This window comes from Microcoleus sp. B13-B6, assembly GCF_036705405.1.
GTDB lineage: Bacteria > Cyanobacteriota > Cyanobacteriia > Cyanobacteriales > Microcoleaceae > Microcoleus.
On sequence record NZ_JAUBUJ010000042.1, the window covers coordinates 1 to 20,661 of the forward strand.

Annotated in this window: 8 protein-coding genes; 5 read left to right on the top strand and 3 right to left on the bottom strand. The window is 45.6% G+C overall.

Annotated elements, in window-relative coordinates:
* The first annotated feature begins 375 nt into the window (after positions 1 to 375).
* Positions 376 to 609 (top strand): hypothetical protein, encoded by a 234-nt coding sequence (locus tag QUB35_RS19325; protein WP_333143395.1) that lies wholly within the window; start codon positions 376 to 378, stop codon positions 607 to 609.
* Positions 610 to 946: 337 nt separating this feature from the next.
* Here QUB35_RS19325 and QUB35_RS19330 read toward each other — a convergent pair whose 3' ends face one another.
* Both QUB35_RS19330 and QUB35_RS19335 read right to left on the bottom strand, forming a co-directional pair.
* The gene (locus tag QUB35_RS19330) at positions 947 to 1,642 is read right to left on the bottom strand and encodes a TrkA family potassium uptake protein (protein ID WP_333143396.1); all 696 of its coding nucleotides are present in this window, start codon (positions 1,640 to 1,642) and stop codon (positions 947 to 949) included.
* Positions 1,643 to 1,782: 140 nt separating this feature from the next.
* Positions 1,783 to 3,117, bottom strand: a complete 1,335-nt coding sequence (locus QUB35_RS19335; protein WP_333143397.1) for a TrkH family potassium uptake protein — start codon at positions 3,115 to 3,117, stop codon at positions 1,783 to 1,785.
* Positions 3,118 to 3,453: 336 nt separating this feature from the next.
* On the opposite strand from QUB35_RS19335, the gene QUB35_RS19340 reads away from it, so the two are divergent.
* The 3 genes from QUB35_RS19340 to QUB35_RS19350 all read left to right on the top strand — a co-directional run bounded on the left by QUB35_RS19340 (position 3,454) and on the right by QUB35_RS19350 (position 15,626).
* Entirely contained in the window at positions 3,454 to 4,410 is a 957-nt protein-coding gene (locus QUB35_RS19340) for a methyltransferase domain-containing protein (RefSeq protein WP_333143398.1), read from the top strand.
* 36 nt (positions 4,411 to 4,446) lie between these two features.
* Positions 4,447 to 5,505, top strand: a complete 1,059-nt coding sequence (locus tag QUB35_RS19345; RefSeq protein ID WP_333143399.1) for a homogentisate phytyltransferase — start codon at positions 4,447 to 4,449, stop codon at positions 5,503 to 5,505.
* A gap of 110 nt (positions 5,506 to 5,615) precedes the next feature.
* Positions 5,616 to 15,626, top strand: a complete 10,011-nt coding sequence (locus QUB35_RS19350) for a tetratricopeptide repeat protein (protein ID WP_333143400.1) — start codon at positions 5,616 to 5,618, stop codon at positions 15,624 to 15,626.
* Positions 15,627 to 15,699: 73 nt separating this feature from the next.
* Here QUB35_RS19350 and QUB35_RS19355 read toward each other — a convergent pair whose 3' ends face one another.
* Positions 15,700 to 18,996 (bottom strand): glycosyltransferase, encoded by a 3,297-nt coding sequence (locus QUB35_RS19355; protein WP_333143401.1) that lies wholly within the window; start codon positions 18,994 to 18,996, stop codon positions 15,700 to 15,702.
* Between the two features lie 53 nt (positions 18,997 to 19,049).
* Here QUB35_RS19355 and cobA point away from each other — a divergent pair, with 53 nt between their 5' ends.
* Complete coding sequence (gene cobA / locus QUB35_RS19360) at positions 19,050 to 20,636, top strand: uroporphyrinogen-III C-methyltransferase (protein ID WP_333143402.1); 1,587 nt, start codon at positions 19,050 to 19,052, stop codon at positions 20,634 to 20,636.
* The last annotated feature ends 25 nt before the right edge of the window (positions 20,637 to 20,661 follow it).

Consider the following 20,661-nt stretch of genomic DNA (forward strand, 5'->3'; position numbering starts at 1 on the left):
CATGGGCATAGGGCATAGGGCATAGGGCATAGGGCATAGGGCATAGGGCATACCTCACTTTTTTGAGAACCGCTATAATTCTGCCTTCGGAGATAGCCGAAGCTAAAAATTACCAACTATTATGATCCCAGCGTCAGTAGGTAGGCGCTGTCAAACGCAAGTATGTCAATGATTGTAAAGTATCCCAATTCCCTAATGGTGGCTACGTCAAGCCTGTTTACATACTGTTACATAGATCAGTTTAATTCCGCCTACCTATTTATTAAGTATGTAATCTTAAATTTTATCGCAATTCATGGTGCATTTCCCAATTTTTGATGTATTGTTACAATATGTTCAGATGCCATATGTAAAAAAATTGATGGGGTAAAAATCATGATCACAAGTTGCTTGATTCCGTTGACGGTCTGCTTGATTGCTGGGTGGGTGACTGCCGGGACTGACAATAGAACGCTAGACGGAATTCCGGCTCCGATAGCTGCAATTATTGGAGTTTGTTCGTTAATTTGGTTTGTGGCGGCGTGTCCTTGGCCTGTTGAACTCGCTCTAGTCTTGGCGGTGGTGGTTTTTGGCAAAGCTTATTTGCAAAAAATATTGAAAGTCGGCTGAATTTTCAGGGCTAGCGCTCCTATGATTTGCGGGAGCGCGATCGAGTGCTGCTACTTTGTTAAAATTTTTCGCGATTTGTCTGGCTAGGTTCTCCGAGGGGGTCGCAAAGACGGAACCAACCCCAGAACTGGTGAAATTCAATTTAGATATTTCAGTTAAAAATTAGAACATCAAGATTGACAGAGAAACCCGGTTTATCTAAGATAAACCGGGTTTGTAAGAGTCTGAAATTTTCACACATCCCGCAAGAATTGCTGAGGACTTAGACACTCGGAACTCCAGAAACCGGGTTTCTGAGTCCAAGACTGTTGCTATATGTGCATAAAATGCCGCTCTGTTAAATTGGCAAGCGATTGATATCTTTATTAGAACCAATTACTACCATCGCGTCGCCCTTTCTCAAGCGTTCGCTTGGCTCCGGATTAATCTCGAACTTGTCGGCGCGCCCGACTGCTAGCAAGTTCAAACCATACTTGCGCCGGAGCTCCAATTCGGAGATGGTTTTACCGTCAAACTTTTCAGGAACGAGCAACTCAACGATGCTGTGATCTGGGTCCAGGTCAAAGCGTTCTAAAATGCTGGGTTTTGTAAGAAGGCGGGCCAAAGAGCAGCCCATTTCTCGTTCTGGAAAAACTACATGATCTGCGCCGACTTTTTTCAACAGTTTTAAGTGAGTTTCCGAAGAAGCTTTGGCTATTACGTGACGTACCCCCCCTTCCTTAAGATTAAGGGTGGTGGTAATGCTTTCTGCTAGGTAATTGCCGATCGCAACAATCACTGTTTCAAATTCAAATATGCCGGCTTCAGCAAGAGCGCTAGGCTCAGTAGAATCTAACTGCACAACGTGAGCAGCAATACGATCGGTCAAAGCTTGAGTTACTTTTTTTTCATCGGTGTCAACTCCCAAGACTTCGTAACCCAAGCCGTGCAGAGTCGAACACACAGCTTTGCCGAAGCGTCCCAAACCAATAACGGCAAACTGCTTGTTGTCGGCGCGCAAAGTGCGAAAAAAATTCAAAGATGACAGGTTCACTAAATTTCCAGCGCTGAGCGTCTTGCTGTTTAAATTTGAACAGAGACAGCGCCGCCTCCTTTTGATTTTTGGGTAAGTAGTAAAAGTTGATTTGGGTTGTCACCCATTGTTTAGATTATCAGCAACGAGACAGGATTTTTTTATCCCACTAACAAACTTTCCTCAGCATACTTAAAAGACCTGGGTTTTGGGTCGCCGAAGGCAGCACTCACCAGCAGCAGTATCCCAACGCGACCTATGTACATTGTAGCAATCAAAATCAACTTACCGATCGCTGAAAGCGTGGGTGTAATCCCAGTGGAAAGACCGACCGTGCCAAAAGCTGAAACTGCTTCATACAGCGCTGCGATAAATTCTACTTGGGGATTGGTCAGCTCGATTAAAATTGCAGAGGTGAACGCGACCAACAGGGAACCGAAGACTACGCTAATGGTTTTCAGAATCATTGGTGGCGGGATCTGACGCTGATAGCACTCCACATCTTCCTGGCCTTCGACAACTGCTGTGGTACAGCAAAACAATATCCTAAAAGTTGTGGTTTTGATTCCGCCGCCGGTGCTGCCAGGACTGGCGCCGATAAACATCAGCGCGATGGTCAGAAATAGCGAGGCTTCGGTCATTTGGCCAATGCTAATTGTATTGAACCCGGCCGTGCGGGGAGTAACAGATTGAAACCAAGCTGCCATCAGCTTTTGAGGAAAATTTAGAGCGCCGAAAGTGTCTGGGTTGTCGTATTCCAGCACCAAAAAGGCTAGCGTTCCTAAAATTAAAAGGACAGCCGTTGTAGTGGTAACAACTTTGAAGTTCAGGGAAAAAACTGTGCAGATAGGGCTTTTGTTGAAGCGATCGCGCAGCCACAGGTACATTTCCATAATTACTTGATAGCCGATTCCCCCAAAGATGATTAAACCAGTGACGGTGAAGTTAACCATAGGCGAACTGATGTAGCCGATCAAATTATCTGAATAGATGCTAAAACCAGCGTTGTTAAAGGAATTAACGCTGTGAAATATAGCAGACCACACACCCTGTTTAAATCCGTATTGGGGGACGAAAACCGTCATCAGCAAAAACACTCCTGTTAATTCAAACAAAAGCGTTGTTGCTAGAATTGACTGCACGAGTTGTACGACGCCGGCTAGCCCGGATTTGTCGAGAGATTGTTGCAGGGCAACTTTGTCTTTCAAGCCAAAGCGGCGGCCCAATAACAGCAGCAAGAAAGTCGTGGCTGTCATGTAGCCCAACCCTCCTATTTGCACCAGTAAAACTAGGCACAGTTGCCCCCAAAAAGAGTAATATTTTCCGACATCTACAACCGACAAGCCCGTGACGCAGACAGAGGAAGTAGAGGTAAACAGTGCTGTTATTGGATCGCTCCAAGTTCCATCAATTGTGGAAAAGGGCATCATCAGTAATAGAGCACCTATGAGGATGACAGCGAGAAAGCCCAAAGCAATGGTTCGCGAGACAGTCATTCGATTTTAGATTTTAGATTTTAGATTTTAGATTTGAGACGCAACCCACAAATCAATGTGAAATTTTAGATTTGAGACGCAACCCACAAATCAATGTGAAATTTTAGATTTGAGAGGGAACCCACAAATCGATTTGAGATTTGAGGTTTGAGAGGGAAGCCACAAATGGATTTGAGATTTGAGGTTTGAGAGGGAACCCACAAATAGAGCGTCGGGCTGGAAATCAGGACATCTCTATCTGGCGAATGCCGGAGACCGATCGAACTCAATCGCCAAATTCTATGACAACATCGGGAAAATAACGGTAGAATTCCTTTAATAACTTGCGATCCGGCGATGACATCAACACTTTACCAGCAAATTCAGCAACTTTACGACGCTTCTAGCGGTTTGTGGGAGCAGGTGTGGGGCGAACATATGCACCACGGTTACTACGGCCCGGATGGCAATTTGAAAAAAGAGCGCCGACAGGCTCAGATAGATTTGATAGAAGAACTGCTGGGCTGGGCTGGAGTACCGTCAGAGAAGGCACTCTGTGAATCTTACCGCATTCTCGATGTCGGTTGCGGTATCGGCGGCAGCACGCTGTATTTGACTCAAAAGTTTAGTTCGATCGCGGAAAATAATTTAAAGTTGGATGGCAGGAGCGATCGTGATTTTAGCATATCTGCCGAACCAAATAAAACGGGCGCTAGCGTCGTTACAGCTACCGGGATAACTCTGAGTCCGGTACAGGCAAACAGAGCGACTGAACGCGCTAAAATTGCTGGGTTAGAAAGCAATGTGAATTTTTTGGTGTCCGATGCTTTGAATATGCCTTTTCCTGATGAGTCCTTCGACTTGGTTTGGTCGCTCGAAAGTGGCGAACATATGCCAGACAAAATTAAGTTTTTGCAGGAATGCTGCCGCGTACTGAAGCCGGGAGGAACTTTGATTTTGGCAACTTGGTGTCACCGCCCGCTGGGAGAAACGGCGGGAGAATTAACTGATGAAGAAAGAAAGGAATTGGCAGAAATTTACCGAGTTTATGCTTTGCCTTATGTGATTTCTTTGCCGGAATACGAGGAAATTGTTCGCAGTTTGCCTTTGACAAGTATTCGCACCGCTGATTGGTCAAAAGCTGTGGCTCCTTTTTGGGATGTGGTGATCGATTCTGCTTTGACTCCGAGCGCGATTTGGGGTTTGCTAACTAGCGGTTGGACTACTATTCAAGCTGCACTTGCTCTCGGATTGATGAGCCGTGGATATCAGAGCGGGTTGATTCGTTTTGGGCTGATTTGTGCTGTAAAATAACAGGCATATATCAGAGAAGTTTTGAGTCTTGAGTTGATGAGTAAGGTGTGCATTGCACACCCTACAGAATATTATTTGTTTGGTGCGGGTGTGAGATTTATGGGCAATGATTCGATGGGCAAGTCTTGGATTGATAAAAATGGCTCGGCTCCGCAAAGCTGGGTGAGGGCATTTTGGGAGTTTTCTCGGCCGCACACAATTGTGGGTACTAGCTTGAGTGTATTGGCTTTGTACGCGATAGCCCAAAGTGCGCGGCTGTTTGTGAATCCTGTATTTGGGCCCCTAGCTTGTGCCTGGTTGGCTTGCATTTGCGGCAATATTTATATTGTGGGATTGAACCAGTTAGAAGATGTTGAAATTGATAAAATTAATAAGCCGTATTTGCCGATCGCATCGGGAGTGTTTTCTCGGAAAACCGGGGAATTAATTGTAATTGCCACGGGAATTATAGCAATTTTGACGGCAGTTTTGCAAGGCCCGTTTTTGCTGGCTACCGTTGGCGTTAGTTTGGCGATTGGGACTGCTTATTCTCTGCCGCCAATTCGGCTGAAACGCTTTCCTTTGTGGGCGGCGCTGTGCATTTTTACTGTGCGGGGCGCGATCGTAAATTTAGGGTTATTTTTGCACTTTAATTGGGTGTTGGCTTTGGGAATGGCGAAAAGCGCTTTTTCGGGCTGGAGTTTGAAGAGTATGTCTTTTGAGATTCCTGCGGAAGTTTGGGTGCTGACGGTTTTTGTTGTGGTGTTTACGTTTGCGATCGCCATTTTTAAAGATATCCCCGACATGGAAGGGGACAAGCAATATAATATTACTACGTTTACGATTGAGCTGGGCAAGCCGGCCGTCTTTAATTTATCTCGCTGGGTGTTGACGGTTTGTTATTTGGGCGCGACTTTGGCGGGAGCGATCGTATTGTCTAATGTTAATTTAGTGTTTCTGGCAGTTTCTCATTTGGCGGCTTTGGGTTTGATGTGGTTTTGGAGCGCGAAAGTTGATTTGGACGATAAAAGAGAAATTGCTGCATTTTATCAGTTTATCTGGAAGTTGTTTTTCTTAGAATATCTGATTTTTCCCGCAGCTTGTTTGTTGGGGTAGAAGTTCGGCAACGGATTGTGTAACGGATGTAACGGATGTAACGGATGTCAGGTAGAAGGAAGAAGGAAGTTCGGCAACGGATTCTGTAACGGATGTAACGGATGTAACGGATGTCAGTCCGATGGAAGTCGGAAGAAGGAAGAAGGAATGGGGAAGGGGGAAGAAGGAAGAAGGAAGGGGGAAGGAAAAAGGAAGGAAGAGTTAACAAATTAGAAGAAGTTGGCAATTACAAGTTAGCGAACTCCCAAACAACCAAGACAACTATGGCTTCTCAAAAAAAATCTCTAAAATCTGCTGGCAAATTGGGTGCAGAAGACTGTTTGAAAATAGCTTGGGAACATCACCAAGCGGGACGTTTGTTAGAAGCTGAGAATTTGTACCGGCAAATCATAGAAGTACAGCCGGAATCAGCAAACGTGCTGTGTTTGTTGGGAATAGCGGCGAGACAGCAGGGAAAAATTGCAGAGGCGATCGACTTTTACGAAAAGGCGATCGCCCAAAACCCCAATTTTGTAGAAGCACATTTAAATAAAGCTAATCTTTTACTGGATGTAGGCGAGTATCAAAGGGCGATCGCCAGTTACGAACAAGTCATCAAAATCCAGCCCAATTCCGCACTCGCTTACAATAATTTGGGCTGGGCAAAACAGCAATTATGCGAAATAGACTCGGCAATTTTATATTACCAAACCGCGCTGCAACTCGACCCCAACCTGCCGGAAACAGCCCACAATTTAGGACATTTATATAAACAAAAAAATCAATTAAACGAGGCAATCGCCTGTTATCGGCACGCTTTAAAAATTAATCCAAATTTGACATATTCCCTGATGGGCTTGGGAACAGTTTTGCAGCAGCAAAGTAAATTAGACGAAGCTTTCAACTGCTACCAGCAAGCTGTAAAACTAGAACCAAACAATCCCGAAGCTCACAACAATGTAGGAGCATTTTACCACGAACAAGGTAATGTAAAAGCCGCCATATTCTACTACAGACAAGCATTAAACTTAAAGCCAGACTTCGTGGAGGCTATTAACAATCTAGGACACGCTTTGGTCGATTTAGGAGAATTTCAAGAAGCTTTTTCTTGTCACAGTCGAGCCTTGGAATTGCAGCCAGACAACGCCACCGCCCACCTGGAATTCGCCTTAACTTTGCTATTGTTCGGAGACTTTCAGCGCGGTTTTGCTGAATACGAGTGGCGGTGGCGCACTCCGCAACTACAACCGAGGCAATTTAAACAGCCGGTTTGGGATGGTTCGGATTTGCAGGGAAAAACTATTTTACTGCACGTCGAGCAAGGCTTCGGCGATTCTATTCAGTTTATTCGCTACGCGCCGATTCTTCGGAGCCGAGGCGCTAAAGTTATGGTGGCTTGCTATCCAGAACTGATGCGGTTGTTTGCGACAGTTGCTGGTATTGAATATTTATCAGTTAGTCTGGAGGGTTTGCCAGAATTTGACGTTCACGCACCTCTGATGAGTTTGCCGCGAATTGTGGGGACAACTCTGGAAACAATACCAGCAAATGTTCCTTATTTAGCTCCGCCTGCTGAGTGCAAGTTTGCGCTTTCTTCTGATGCAAAATTGAAGGTAGGGATTGTTTGGGCGGGGAGTCCGCAGCGCCGGAAAGACAATCAGCGTTCTTGCAGCTTGAGCGATTTTATTCGATTTTTGGATGTTCCGGGAATTGCTTTTTATAGTTTACAAAAAAACTTGTCCGAGAGCGATCGCACTTTGTTGAACCAACACTTAGTGCCGGATTTAACTCCGCATTTGAACGACTTTGCTGATACCGCTTCGGCTATATCTCAACTGGATTTAGTCATTACTGTCGATACGGCTGTGGCGCACTTAGCCGGTGCTTTAGGAAAACCGGTTTGGGTGCTGCTTTCTTTTGCTCCTGACTGGCGTTGGCTGCTGGATCGTGAAGACAATCCTTGGTATCCAACTGCGAGGCTTTTCCGCCAAAGTCAGCCGGAAAGTTGGCAAGAATTGTTTGAGGAAGTGCAGGTGGCTTTAAGTTCTTTTGCGATTGCCAATACTGCTAGTTATTCCGAGGATTATGCCAAAGATTCGCTTGACTTCGTTTCACTCGCCATGACTGCTAATCATACGGCTTCCCTCGATTATGTGGCTCTCACAATGACAGGTGGAAGCGGGATTCAAGAGAGTAAACAAATATTTGTGATTGCGAGCGAAGGGTTAGCAGAAGGCTCTGCAGCTAAGCAAGCGCAGGGGATTGAGACATCGATTGCGATCGAAAACGGCGGGGAGAATTTGGTTGTTTTAGAGGATTTATTGCGGCAAGCAGAGCATTTGATGGAAACAGGAGATCGGGAAGAGGCGATCGCCATTTACGAACAGATTATATCTCTTGACCCAAATTGCGTTCAAGCGCGGATTAATTTTGGTTTTCTCAAGCAAGAAAATGGCGAATTAGATGCAGCTATGTCGCATTACCGAGAAGCTTTAGCGCTTAATCCCAATATTCCTCAAACATCTTACAACTTGGCAAAGATTTTTGAGGAACAAGCTCAAGTGGAAGAGGCGATCGCACATTACGAACAAGCTCTTGTCGCTGAACCGACTTTCGTACCCGCACTGATTAATTTAGCGGTGGCGCTGCAAGAAAAAGGCGAACTTGTAAGGGCGATCGAGCTGTACCGGCGAGCGCTGGAAATTCATCCGCATAGCTGGGAAGCTTACAACAATCTGGCAACAGTGTTGCAAGAACAGGGCAATTTAGAAGATGCGCTGGAGTATTATCACAAAGCTCTAGAATTGCTGCCGGATTTTGTGGAAGCTATCAACAATTTAGGCAGGACATTTCTGGAAAAAGGCGCGGTAGAAGATGCGATCGCCTGCTACAGACGAGCAATTCATTTAAGTCCCAATCATGCTAGCGCTCACCTGAATTTATCCTTGGCTTTGCTGTTGGTGGGAGATTTGGAAAATGGTCTCGCTGAATATGAGTGGCGCTGGCAAATTAAAGAATTTCACACTGGTCATTCCTGTTTTTTGGTGGGGCCGGATAATACTGTTTCGGCGAGAGAATACCGGCCTCTATGGGACGGTTCTGATTTGCAGGGAAAGACTATTTTGCTGCACGCCGAACAAGGTTTAGGCGATTCGCTTCAGTTTATTCGCTACGCTGCGATCGTCAAAAATAAAGGCGGTAGGGTCATTGTGGGCTGTTACCCGCAATTGCACCGTTTATTTGCAACGGTTGACGGCATTGATTTGCTAATAGTTAAAGGGGAGCCACTGCCGGAATTTGACGTGCAAGCGCCGATGTTGAGTTTGCCCTATATTATCGGTACAAAGCTGGAAACAATACCAGCAAATACGGCTTATTTATCTCCGCCTGCGGGTGCTGAATTTACGCTTCTGCCCGATCGCACTTTGAAAGTTGGCATTGTCTGGGCGGGAAATCCAAAACACCGCAAAAACAAGCAGCGTTCTTGCAGTTTGAGTCAGTTTCTGCCGCTTTTGGACGTTTCGGGGGTAAGTTTTTACAGCTTGCAGAAAGAAGTCTCCGAGGCCGATCGCGCGCTGTTGAATCAAACGTCGATCGTAGATTTGAGCCCGCATTTTGGCGATTTGGCTGATACTGCTGCTGCGATCGCCAAACTGGATTTAGTCATTAGTGTCGATACCGCTGTCGCCCATTTGGCGGGCGCTTTGGGCAAACCAGTGTGGATTTTGCTGGCGTTTTCGCCGGATTGGCGATGGCTGTTGGAGCGCGAAGATAGTCCTTGGTATCCAAGCGCAAGGCTGTTTCGCCAGCATCAGCGGGGCGACTGGGAGGACGTTTTCGATCGGGTGGCGGAAGTTCTAGGCGCGGTTGCAGCAGCATTTGTGCCGTCGGATTCAGCGGATGCAGAGTTTCGGTTGGGCGTGGATTTGCAGCAGCAAGCCGATTTTGGCGGTGCGATCAAATGTTATGAGCGAGCGATCGCGATCGATCCTAATTACGCAGCCGCGCACAGCAATTTAGGCGTTGTTAAACAGCAAAGCGGCCAGCTAACAGAGGCGATCGCACACTACCGACAAGCCCTAGCAATCGACGGGAATTTGGCGGAAACTGCGAGCAATTTGGGCAGCGCGCTTGCGGAAGCAGGGGAGACTGAAGAGGCGATCGCAGAATACGAGCGGGCGCTTTCTTTGAACCCGAATTGCGCGGAAGCGCTGATTAATTTGGGCCTGCTGCGGGAAGAACAAGGAGATGTGGCGGAGGCTATAAGCTGCTATGAGCAAGCGATTCAAGTCAATCCTAATTGCGCGGTGGCTTATTTGAATTTGGGAATTGCTTTGGAGGCACAAGGGGAGGAAGCGGAAGCGGGCGCAAATTACGAACGGGCGATCGCGAATTACGAACGGGCGATCGCGATCGAGCCAAATTATGTGGACGCCCTGCAGCATTTAGCTTACGCCTCGATCCGACAGGGCAAAATTGACCGCGCGATCGCATACTACGAGCGAGCGACTGCAATGCAACCGGATTTAGCAGAAACTCTGATCGCTTTGGGGAGTTCTCTGGAACAGCAAGACAAGTTGGATGATGCTCTAGCCGTTTGCCAGCAAGCGATTCAGCACTTGCCAGCCAGTGCACAGGCTCACGGCAATTTGGGAATTGTCCTGCACAAACAGGGCAAAATTGAAGATGCGATCGCCTGCTATCAGCAAGCTTTGAGCCTGAAACCCGACTTTCCACAAGCTTTGAACAATCTCGGCAAAGCTTTTGAGGAATCGGGAAAAATGGCAGAGGCGATCGATTGTTACCGTCGGGCGATCGAACTCAAACCCGGTTATATCAATCCCCTCACCAGTTTGGGAAGTGCTTTGCACGATCGCGGCCAATTTGCAGATGCTGTCACCTGCTACAGCCAAGCAGTTAAATTCAATGTCGGCCATCCTGAATCTCACCTAAATTTAGGTTTAGCTTTGCTGCTGGCGGGAGACTTTCAGCGCGGTTTTTGCGAGTACGAATGGCGACTCCTAGTTAAAGAAAAACAGTTCCGAACCCACAACTTTATTCAGCCGCTTTGGGATGGCAAAGATTTGCAGGGAAAAACTATTTTGCTTTGCCCGGAACAGGGTTTAGGCGATGCAATTCAGTTTATCCGCTATGCAGATTTAGTCAAACAAAAAGGCGGGAGGGTAATTGTTTGGTGTTTGCCGCACTTGCAGCGCTTGTTTGCACAAGTTTCGGGAATCGATGGATTAATAGTTAATCCAGAGGATGCGCCGGATTTTCAATTTCACGCGCAGCTAATGAGTTTGCCACACCTTCTGGGAACAACTTTAGAAACTATACCCGCCAAAGTTCCTTATTTAGCTCCGCCGCCCGGTTGGGAATTTACTCTGAGTCCAACTGGTAATTTGAAAGTGGGAATTGTGTGGTCAGGAAATCCTAAAAATTCCCAAAATAAGGTGCGATCGTTCCCGCTGAATTTGTTAACCAAAGTGTTAGATATTCCCGGAGCAGATTTTTACAGTTTGCAAAAGGAAATGACAGCAGACGATCGCGCTTTGTTAGAGCAAATGGCCGTAACAGATTTAAGCTCTTATTTGCACGACTTGGCGGATACTGCGGCGGCAATCTCGGCTCTGGATTTAGTAATTTCTGTAGATACTGCTGTGGCGCACTTGGCTGGTGCTTTGGGCAAACCAGTGTGGATTTTGCTGTGTTTTGTGCCGGATTGGCGGTGGATGTTGCAACGGGAAGATAGTCCTTGGTACCCGACGGCGCGGCTGTTTCGCCAGTCTACAGCGGGGGATTGGGAAGGAGTTTTAGAACAAGCTAGTTTCGCGCTCAGAGAAAGAATTTCTCAGCATCAGGAAGCTCAACCACTAATAGAAAATCAGCCCAGTGTTGACTTAGCTCAAGAACAGTTCAATTGCGGAAATGTTCTGAAAGCGCAAGGTAGATTCTCGGAGGCGATCGCTTGTTTTAAAAATGCTTTAGTTTGGCAGCCGAATTCGATAGAAACCGCCACTAATTTGGCAGTGACGCTGCACCAAACAGGCGATTTAGCCGAAGCTGCCGCCTATTATCAGCGCGCGATCGAAATCGATCCGAACTGCGCTCAAGCGCACAATAACTTGGGTATTTTGCTGCAAGATCGAGGCAATATAGCCGATGCTGTATCTTGTTTTCAAAAGGCGATCGCCCTGAATCCGATTTACGTCAAAGCTCTCAACAATCTTGGCGCGACACTCCAGCAGCAGGGCGAGTTGCCGACTGCGATCGCCTGTTTTCATCAAGCACTTTCTGTCAATTCCAATTATGCGCCAGCGCTGGTAAATTTGGGTGCGGCGATGCAAACACAATCTCAGCTAGCCGAGGCTGAACGCCTTTACGAGCGTGCAATTGAAGCAGAACCGCACAATCCTAAAGGACACTATCACCTGGGAACGTTATGCTTGGCTGCGGGAAAAATAGAACAGGCAATTTCTAGTCTGGAACGAGCCATATCTTTGAGTCCTAATTATATAGAAGCTCTTACTAATTTAGGCAGTGCTGTTGAACAATTAGGAGACGTAAATCGAGCTATTTTTTGTTACACTAAAGCTATCGAAATTGATGCAAATTGTGTTAAGGCTCACTTCAATTTAAGCTTAGTCTTGCTGTTGACTGGGGACTTGGCGCGCGGTTTAGCAGAATACGAGTGGCGGTGGCAAACAGAACAGGCGAAAAAATTACCACGGTTGAATTTTGACCAACCAGTTTGGGACGGTTCAGATTTGAACGGCCAAACTATTTTGCTCCGATCCGAACAAGGTTTGGGCGATGCCATTCAATTTGTGCGATACGCGGCAATTGTGCAGCAAAAAGGCGGCAAAGTAATCCTTTCTTGCTATCAAGAACTGAAGCGTTTATTTAAGCAGATTCCGGGGATTGAACAAGTGGTGATTCGGATGGATGAATTGCCGGATTTCCAACTGCAAGCACCGCTGATGAGTTTGCCGTATATTCTCGGAACAAATTTAGAAAATATACCGGCCAATGTTCCTTATTTAGCTGCGCCGCCGAATTGGCAATTCTCTCTAAATTCCGATGGCAAGTTTAAAGTTGGGATTGCGTGGGCGGGAAGTGCGGAACATTTGAAGGATTTTCAGCGATCGAGCGATTTAAGCTATTTCCTGCAATTCTTAGATGTTCCCGGTGTAATTTTTTACAGTCTTCAGAAAGAAATGTCGGCTGGGAATCGTACTTTGTTAACTCAAATTCCCGTGATTGATTTGAGCGACAATTTGAACGATTTTGCCGATACTGCGGCGGTGATATCGCAACTAGATTTAGTAATTTGCGTGGATACTGCTATCGCGCACTTAGCCGGTGCTTTGGGTAAACCGGTATGGATTTTGCTGTGTTTTATGCCGGATTGGCGGTGGATGTTGGAACGCGAAGACAGCCCTTGGTATCCGACAGCGCGGCTGTTTCGGCAGCAAACACCGGGCGATTGGGTGGGAGTTTGCGATCGCGTAAAAACAGCTTTAAAACACCTAATCTCTACTCGTTCCCAAGCTGTGCCTGGTAACGCAGATTCCGAGGCTTCGCCTCGATTTTATTTATCGCCCGCACAGGTACAATTTCACATAGCAAATGCTTTACAAAAACAAGGTAAAAAAGCACAAGCAGCCGCTCGCTACGAACAAGTAATTGCTGCCTCACCCAGCCACGCAGAAGCCCACAGTTGTTTAGGTGATATCAAACAGGAAAACGGGCAAATAGCCGAGGCTATTGCTCATTACCAAAAATCGCTAAAAATCAATCCCAACCAGGCTGAAACTAACTTATACTTGGGTGCAGCCCTCGAAGAACAGGGACAAGTCGCAGAGGCGATCGACTTCTACAATAAAGCAATTCAACTACGTCCCAACTCGCCAAATTGGCGCTTGAAACTAGCCTTCGCTTTGCTCTTAACTGGAGATTTGAAGCGTGGTTTTGCGGAGTACGAATCGCGCTGGCAAACTGAAGAATTGGATCAGCGCTCTTTTGAGCAACCGCTTTGGGACGGCTCTGATTTGCAGGGAAAAACAATTTTATTGCACCCTGAACAAGGTTTTGGTGATACGATACAGTTTATCCGTTACGCGCCTTTAGTTAAGCAAAAAGGCGGCAAAGTTATTGTTGCTTGTCATGTCTTGCTGAAGCGTTTATTTGAAGGAATTGCAGGAGTCGATCGAGTAGGAGTCAGGCCGAGCGATTTGATAGATTTTCAAGTGCAAGCCCCCCTGCTAAGTTTGCCCAGAATTCTGGGAACGACTTTGGAAAATATACCGGCAAATATTCCTTATTTAGCCCCGCCACAGGATTTTAAATTTTCCATAGAGCCGAACAATAAACTAAAAGTAGGTCTTGTGTGGGCGGGCGGCCCGCTGCACCGCAACAATCATCAGCGATCGTGTAAATTGAGCGATTTTTTGAAATTTGTAGATGTTCCGGGAGTGAGTTTTTACAGTCTTCAGAAAGATTTGTCAGCGGGCGATTCCCAACAGGATAGCAGCGCTTCACGCACTTTATTAAAGCAACACCAAATTGAAGATTTGAGCGAATATTGCGTCGATTTTGCCGACACAGCAGCAATTATTTCGCAACTCGATTTAGTAATTTGCGTAGATACTTCTGTCGGGCACTTGGCCGGTGCTTTGGGCAAACCTGTCTGGATTTTGCTGTCTTTTGTTCCCGATTGGCGCTGGATGTTGGAACGCGAAGATAGCCCTTGGTATCCCACTGTGCGTCTGTTTAGGCAGCAAAAAGCTGGTGATTGGGAGGGAGTTTGCGATCGTATAAAAGCAGCCTTAGAACAGCTAATTTCCCATCCTCTCCCTCGTTACCAGGCTCTGCCTGGTAACGCATATTCAGAGGCTCCGCCTCGGCTTCAACCCCCAGAAACTCCGCCTCAAATCCAACCCCCAGAAACTCCCCCACAAATTACAGGAATGGGCATCAGTTGGCCGATCAGCATCACCAGCGGCTGGGGAATTTACGCCATGAATTTAACACTACAACTGCGGCAAAATCCTGCCTGGGAAGTTGCACTTTTAGCACCGCCATCAATCACCTCAGAATCGATGAATCCGCTGCATAAATCGCTGTTGTTACCTGTAATTGAAAAGCACAAAAGTTTTCAGGAATTAGTAGCAGCAAATTCCGACAAACAAATCAGTTGTAATTTTCCCGTACTTTACGCTTTGGGGAATAATTTAGCATCCTCTGGAGTTGACAATCAAATTACCAGCGCTTGTCAAATAGGAGTCATATTTTTTGAAGACACACGAATCACAGCAGAAGCACTAGAAACGGCCAAAAAATATAGCGTGATTGTCGCAGGTTCTAACTGGAATGCGGATGTTTTGAGAAGCTGCGGCTTGACTAATGTGGCGATGGTACATCAAGGAATTGACCCAACAATTTTCCATCCTGCACCCAAATCTAATCTATTTGGCGATCGCTTCGTCATTTTCTCCGGCGGCAAACTGGAATATCGCAAAGGTCAAGATATTGTAATTGCCGCTTTCAAACGATTTCGCGCCAAACATCCAGAGGCTTTGTTACTAACAACATGGCACAACTTCTGGCCTCAGTATATGCTAGGAATCGAACAAACCGGAAACGTAGCCGGACTTCCCAATATCAACCGCGACGGAAGTTTAGAAATTTCCCAATGGTTAGTGGCTAACGGTTTGCCGATTGACTCTTTTATCGACATCGGCTTAATTCCCAATTACCTCACCGGACAAATTTTGCGAGAAGCCGACTGCGCTGTTTTCACCAACCGCTGTGAAGGCGGTACTAATTTAGTCGCGATGGAAAGTATGGCCTGCGGAATTCCGACTATTCTATCAGCAAATACTGGTCATTTAGACTTAATTTACAGCCACATTTGCTATCCTTTATGGAGTCAAGGACGAGTTAAACCGACTGCTCCTTTTTCCGGTGTAGAAGGTTGGGGAGAGTCTGAGGTTGCAGAAGTTGTCGAGGCTTTGGAACAAGTTTATACTAATCGCGAAGAATCAAAACGTCGCGGTTTAGCTGCGGCTAATTTTATGCTGGATTGGACTTGGGAAAAACAGGTTAAGCGTTTTTTGGATGTGATTGCCGATATGTAGATCACACTAAACTCCTGACTACAAATTTTCGGAAAATTGTTCGTAGTAAAGACTTTAGTCCTTAGAAAGAAGATTAATTTCCGATTGATTTCAATAGTTTGTTAGCACTGTTTACACTTTCAATATCGTATAGTTCTGGATTGTAAGAAACAATTTGTGCTACCAATTTATGATGGTAACTTTGAGCAGTTTCATTCCTAGTACCATGAACGCGACGATAATTAAGAACTATTTCTCTCGTTCCTAAAAAAGGAATGCTATGTTTGTGACAATTAACCCAAAATTCCCAATCCTCATAACCTTCTTTCATCTCTGCTTTGTAACCGTTGACCAAATTCCAAACTGATTTGTGATACAATGAAGACGTGCAAATCATATTAGATTGTTTGATCTTTTTTGGTGAATATAAATCATAACTGGGTACGGTGCGATTTTCAGTGCCAAAAAGTTGATAAGAACCAAATGCTATGCAAGGTACTTTTGATTTTAGACATATTTCTAAAAGACAAATCAAGGCATTTGGAGCTAAAATATCATCGGCATCTAAGGGAATTATGTATTCGCCGTTTGCTGCCGATATGGCAGTATTTCTAGCCATTGATATCCCTTGATTAGGTTGTTCTATTAGCCTAATTTGATGCTGGGGATTTGCTGCTATCAAATTTTTGGCTGCTGTGCTAGTAGTATCTAAGCTGCCATCATTGACAATGATTATTTCCCAATTTTTGTAAGTTTGATTGATAACGCTAGTTACTGCTTGCGACAAAAAATGAGCTTGATTGTAACAGGGAATAATCACAGATATCAAAGGTTGACTTTCAAGCTGTGGCGAAGCCGCAATTTGCTGGACGCTTTCAGGAGGGTTTGACTGTGAATTTTCGCTAGAATTTCGAGCCGCTTGTAAGCCGTAAAAATAAATCTTTGGATGAACAATCGCTAATAGATTTAAATCGGTATTTTGATACTTATTTACTAACCTGGGATATTTCGATAAGTATTCTTGTTTGACAAAAATTAAGATATTCTGAGCGTACCAAGGCTCTACTTTTTCATTGTTCCAGATTTTTTTTCTCAAGCAATCAATGACTGCAAAACCATTTTGCTGAAAGTAATAAGCCCAATATTGTGGCCACTGTTCGTTAACGTGTTCGACACCGCCTTGAAATGGTATCGCAGCCGAAAACAGAATCACCGGCGCTAGTTGAGTGAGAGAATTAACAAAGTTTTCGGCACAGGTAGCCGGCAAATGTTCCGCAACTTCTAGGGAAATTGCTAAGTCAAACTTTCTGTTTATTTGCAGCGGTTGCTTTAAATCGGCGGATTGGAACTGATTTAAAGGAATTTCTAAAAGAGTGCGATCGACATAATCGCCATCTATTCCCAAACAATCAGCAATTCCCAACTTCTGAAATGCCGCTAACCAGCTTCCCGTACCGCAGCCCACATCCACCACACTTTTAGGTAAAGTGGGTTGCAGCAAGTCTAACAGCAGGGGAATAATTTCTCTAGCAGAAGTGCGAGTTCCTTCTCCGATTAATTGGTAAAAATTTCTTGTATAAGATGACTGTTGGTTGTGATTGGTTTGGCGGCTTGTTTGAGAATGAATGGCCTCTAAACTGCTAATATTGTAGCCGTGCAAATGTGCTGGCAACGGCCAGGAAATATTAGGGTCGGGTTGATGTTTTACTGGCTCGACATTGCCCCGCCAAGCAGCCCCCATAATTTGCATTGTTTGATATACTACTGTTTGCCATCCCCTTTGCTTCAAGTAATCTAAACCTTTACCAACATCTGGAGCGGTTAAGTCGTGAAATAAAATTATTGCATCTTCCTCAGCCAATTTTTCACACGCAATGGCATCATTTAACGGCCCATCACCTCCGTGCTCTCCGTCAATAAAAATTAACGACCATTTGCGGTTGAATTGATCGGAAAATTCTTCTACTCTTTGGGGGCTGTAGCCCGGTATTAGCTCGACGGTCGTTTGAACTCCCGACGCATTGAGAGCACCTTGAATTGAAGCGATGACGCTTTGTCTGATGTCTTCTCTTTCTAACAGCGGATCGACAACATCTAATTCAACTCCGGCGAGTGCTAAATGACAAGCAGACCAACCCAGCCAGCAGCCGATTTCTAAGGCTTTTTTACCTTTGAATTGCAGGGCTGTATTGTAAAGAATGTGTGCTTCGTCGCGGCTGAGAAATCCGACTGAATTAGCACGGCGATCGACATACCAATTGTGCTTGATTTCCCGGCGCAAATAAGGCCACGAAGAAGTCTGAGTATCCCCAACAATCATGTTTGGAAAGTACGCATCTGGGAGAATAACTTTCAATCCGGGCGAGACGTAATCTCCAGTAGGCAATAAAGTATTATTGGCGATTTGCGAGTGTCCTTGTGCTGTCATTTTTTTCGCTTTAATGGGTTGGTAGCGGAGGCTAATTTCTACTGTATCTCCGTCTGTTGCGGTTAGTTTAACTCGATCGTGTTTGTATCCAGTCAGGTGCAGGATACCAATTTTTTCCTGCGGCAAGTACGGCTCCACAAAACAGGCTTTTTGCTTGTCCCAAATCGGCAAACCAAAGTTGCAGCTCCAGTTGCAGCGAGCTGGAAGTATCTCTGTTTTGTCGAACATTTCAGTAGCGTAAACTAACCGATTTAATGCTACTTGATCGGTCATTAAAACGGAATTTTGCAATCCCTGTTCCAAGTATTCTGCCCAAATTTCCCAGTGCGGCGCGGTTGTGTGCAGGGCAAACACCCCGGCATTGATGGTAGGGTAGCTGTATAACTGCTGGGCTACTTCATCTCCACAAACTGCTTGATAATCGCGGTAAACAAATTGCCAGTACCAAGCCTGTTTGCCGTAAGGTAAATTATAATTTCGATCTAATTCGTGAACTATTGCCAGCCCGCGTTTTGCCGCGCCTTTAACTAACAGTTCGACACTTGACCAATCTTGCACCCAAGCATCTGCATCTATCCAAAGGTATATATCAAAATTGGGAAAGTATTTTCGCAAACAAGGTCTAACTAATAGTCCTTTTAAATGTTCGGGAGATTCATTTCTGCCAGGAAAGTCAAAGTCCCAATCGGGCTTTTTAATGATATTAACTTGTGTTTCCAGCCACTGCAACTGTTCGGGAGTGCAGCCGAGATCGAAAAAGCCGATCGCCACATTTTCACCCTCTGGTTTTTCCCGCACCGATAAAATAGTACCTTGCACCAATTCAAAGTAATTTGCATCGGCGGCCGTGATGATGATAATCTGCATAAATATAGGATTTCTGGTTAAGGAATGGGCGTTGGGGATTGGGCATTGGGCATTGGGCATTGGGCATTGGTTATTTGTTATTTCATAATTGCTCATTGTTCCTTCTTCCTTCTTCCTTCTTCCTTAAATTATACTATGGAGGAGGAATTGTGAAAAACCACAAAGGGAAAGTTTATCTAGTCGGTGCGGGGCCCGGAGATTGTAACTTGATGACGGTGCGATCGCACAAACTGCTATCCCAAGCAGAAGTTTTAATTTACGATGCTCTCATCGACATCCCGCAACTCGAATTAATCCCAGCAACTTGTCGAAAAATCGAAGTCGGGAAACGCGGCGGCAAACCTTCCACCCAGCAGCAAGAAATTAACCGTTTGCTGGTAAAAAATTGCCAACTAGGAAAACAAGTGATCCGCTTAAAAAGTGGCGATCCGTTTATTTTTGGTCGTTCTAGTTCCGAAATTCAAGCATTAAAAACAGCGGGCTGCGAGTTTGAAGTAATACCCGGAATATCCTCCGCATTAGCCGCACCTTTACTAGCAGGAATTCCCCTCACAGATCCGGTGATGAGTCGCTGTTTTGCAGTGATGAGCGCCCATGAACCGGATGCTTTGGAATGGGAAGCATTAGTGCAGATAGAAACTTTGGTAATATTGATGGGAGGGCGCAATTTAAGCGAGATAATTTGGCAATTGCAAAAGCACGGACGATCTACCGACACTCCGATCGCCATTATCCGAGATTGCGGCCGCCCCGAACAGCAAATTTGGCTCGGCACTCTCTCCAACATTGTACACCAAACAGCCGGTCAATCTCTATCGCCTTGCGTGATCGTAATTGGGGAAGTAGTTAGATTGCGCGAATATTTAATCCAGCCAGAAAGCACAAATATGATCGATACACCAGTCACCATTAATAACAGCAAATTGCCATTAGCAGGAAAAACCATTTTAGTCACGCGATCGGTTTCTCAGTCGGCTGAATTTAGCGATCGACTCCAGCAACAAGGAGCCCGCGTTATCGAAATGCCCGCCTTGGTAATTGGGCCACCGTCCACTTGGGAACCATTAGACAGTGCGATCGCACAATTGTCAAGCTTTCACTGGTTAATTCTCACTTCCCACAACGCTGTAGACTGCTTTTTTCAACGATTACAAGCAAAAGGCAAAGACGCCCGCAGCTTGTTTGGCATTAAAATCGCAGTTGTCGGCAAAAAAACAGCAGAAAGTTTGCGATCGCACTCTCTACAACCAGACTTTATTCCCCCCAACTTTGTCGCCGATTCCCTCGTCGAGAACTTCCCCTGGCAGGGCGGGCACGGGGGCACCGCCCCTACAAACTGCAAAATCCTATTTCCCAGAGTAGAAAGCGGCGGCAGAGAAGTTTTAGTTAAAGAATTCACCGCCAAAGGAGCGCAAGTAATAGAAGTGCCAGCTTACCAATCTTGCTGTCCAGAAACAATCGATCCGATCGCCCTATCCGCACTCCAAAATCAAGCCGTAAATATCATAACATTTGCCAGTTCCAAAACTGTGCATAACTTTTGTCACCTCCTAGAAAAAAGCCCAGGATTGTCCCTGTCTAACGATTGGTTAGAAAGCGTTTGTATCGCATCCATCGGGCCGGAAACTTCCAAAAGCTGCCAAAATTTATTGGGTAAGTTAGACGTTGAAGCCAAAGAATATACCTTAGATGGATTGACTGAGGCGATCGTTGAATGGACACAAGCGAGGTTGTAAAATAGTTGTACGATCATTAGGAGGA

What these genes read in the sequence shown, in the direction of transcription:
- QUB35_RS19340 (WP_333143398.1), top strand. Translation starts at nt 3,454, where the DNA reads ATGACATCAACACTTTACCAGCAAATTCAGCAACTTTACGACGCTTCT.
- QUB35_RS19350 (WP_333143400.1), top strand. Translation starts at nt 5,616, where the DNA reads ATGTCAGTCCGATGGAAGTCGGAAGAAGGAAGAAGGAATGGGGAAGGG.
- QUB35_RS19355 (WP_333143401.1), bottom strand. Translation starts at nt 18,996, where the DNA reads ATGAGCAATTATGAAATAACAAATAACCAATGCCCAATGCCCAATGCC.
- QUB35_RS19345 (WP_333143399.1), top strand. Translation starts at nt 4,447, where the DNA reads ATGAGTAAGGTGTGCATTGCACACCCTACAGAATATTATTTGTTTGGT.
- QUB35_RS19325 (WP_333143395.1), top strand. Translation starts at nt 376, where the DNA reads ATGATCACAAGTTGCTTGATTCCGTTGACGGTCTGCTTGATTGCTGGG.
- QUB35_RS19335 (WP_333143397.1), bottom strand. Translation starts at nt 3,117, where the DNA reads ATGACTGTCTCGCGAACCATTGCTTTGGGCTTTCTCGCTGTCATCCTC.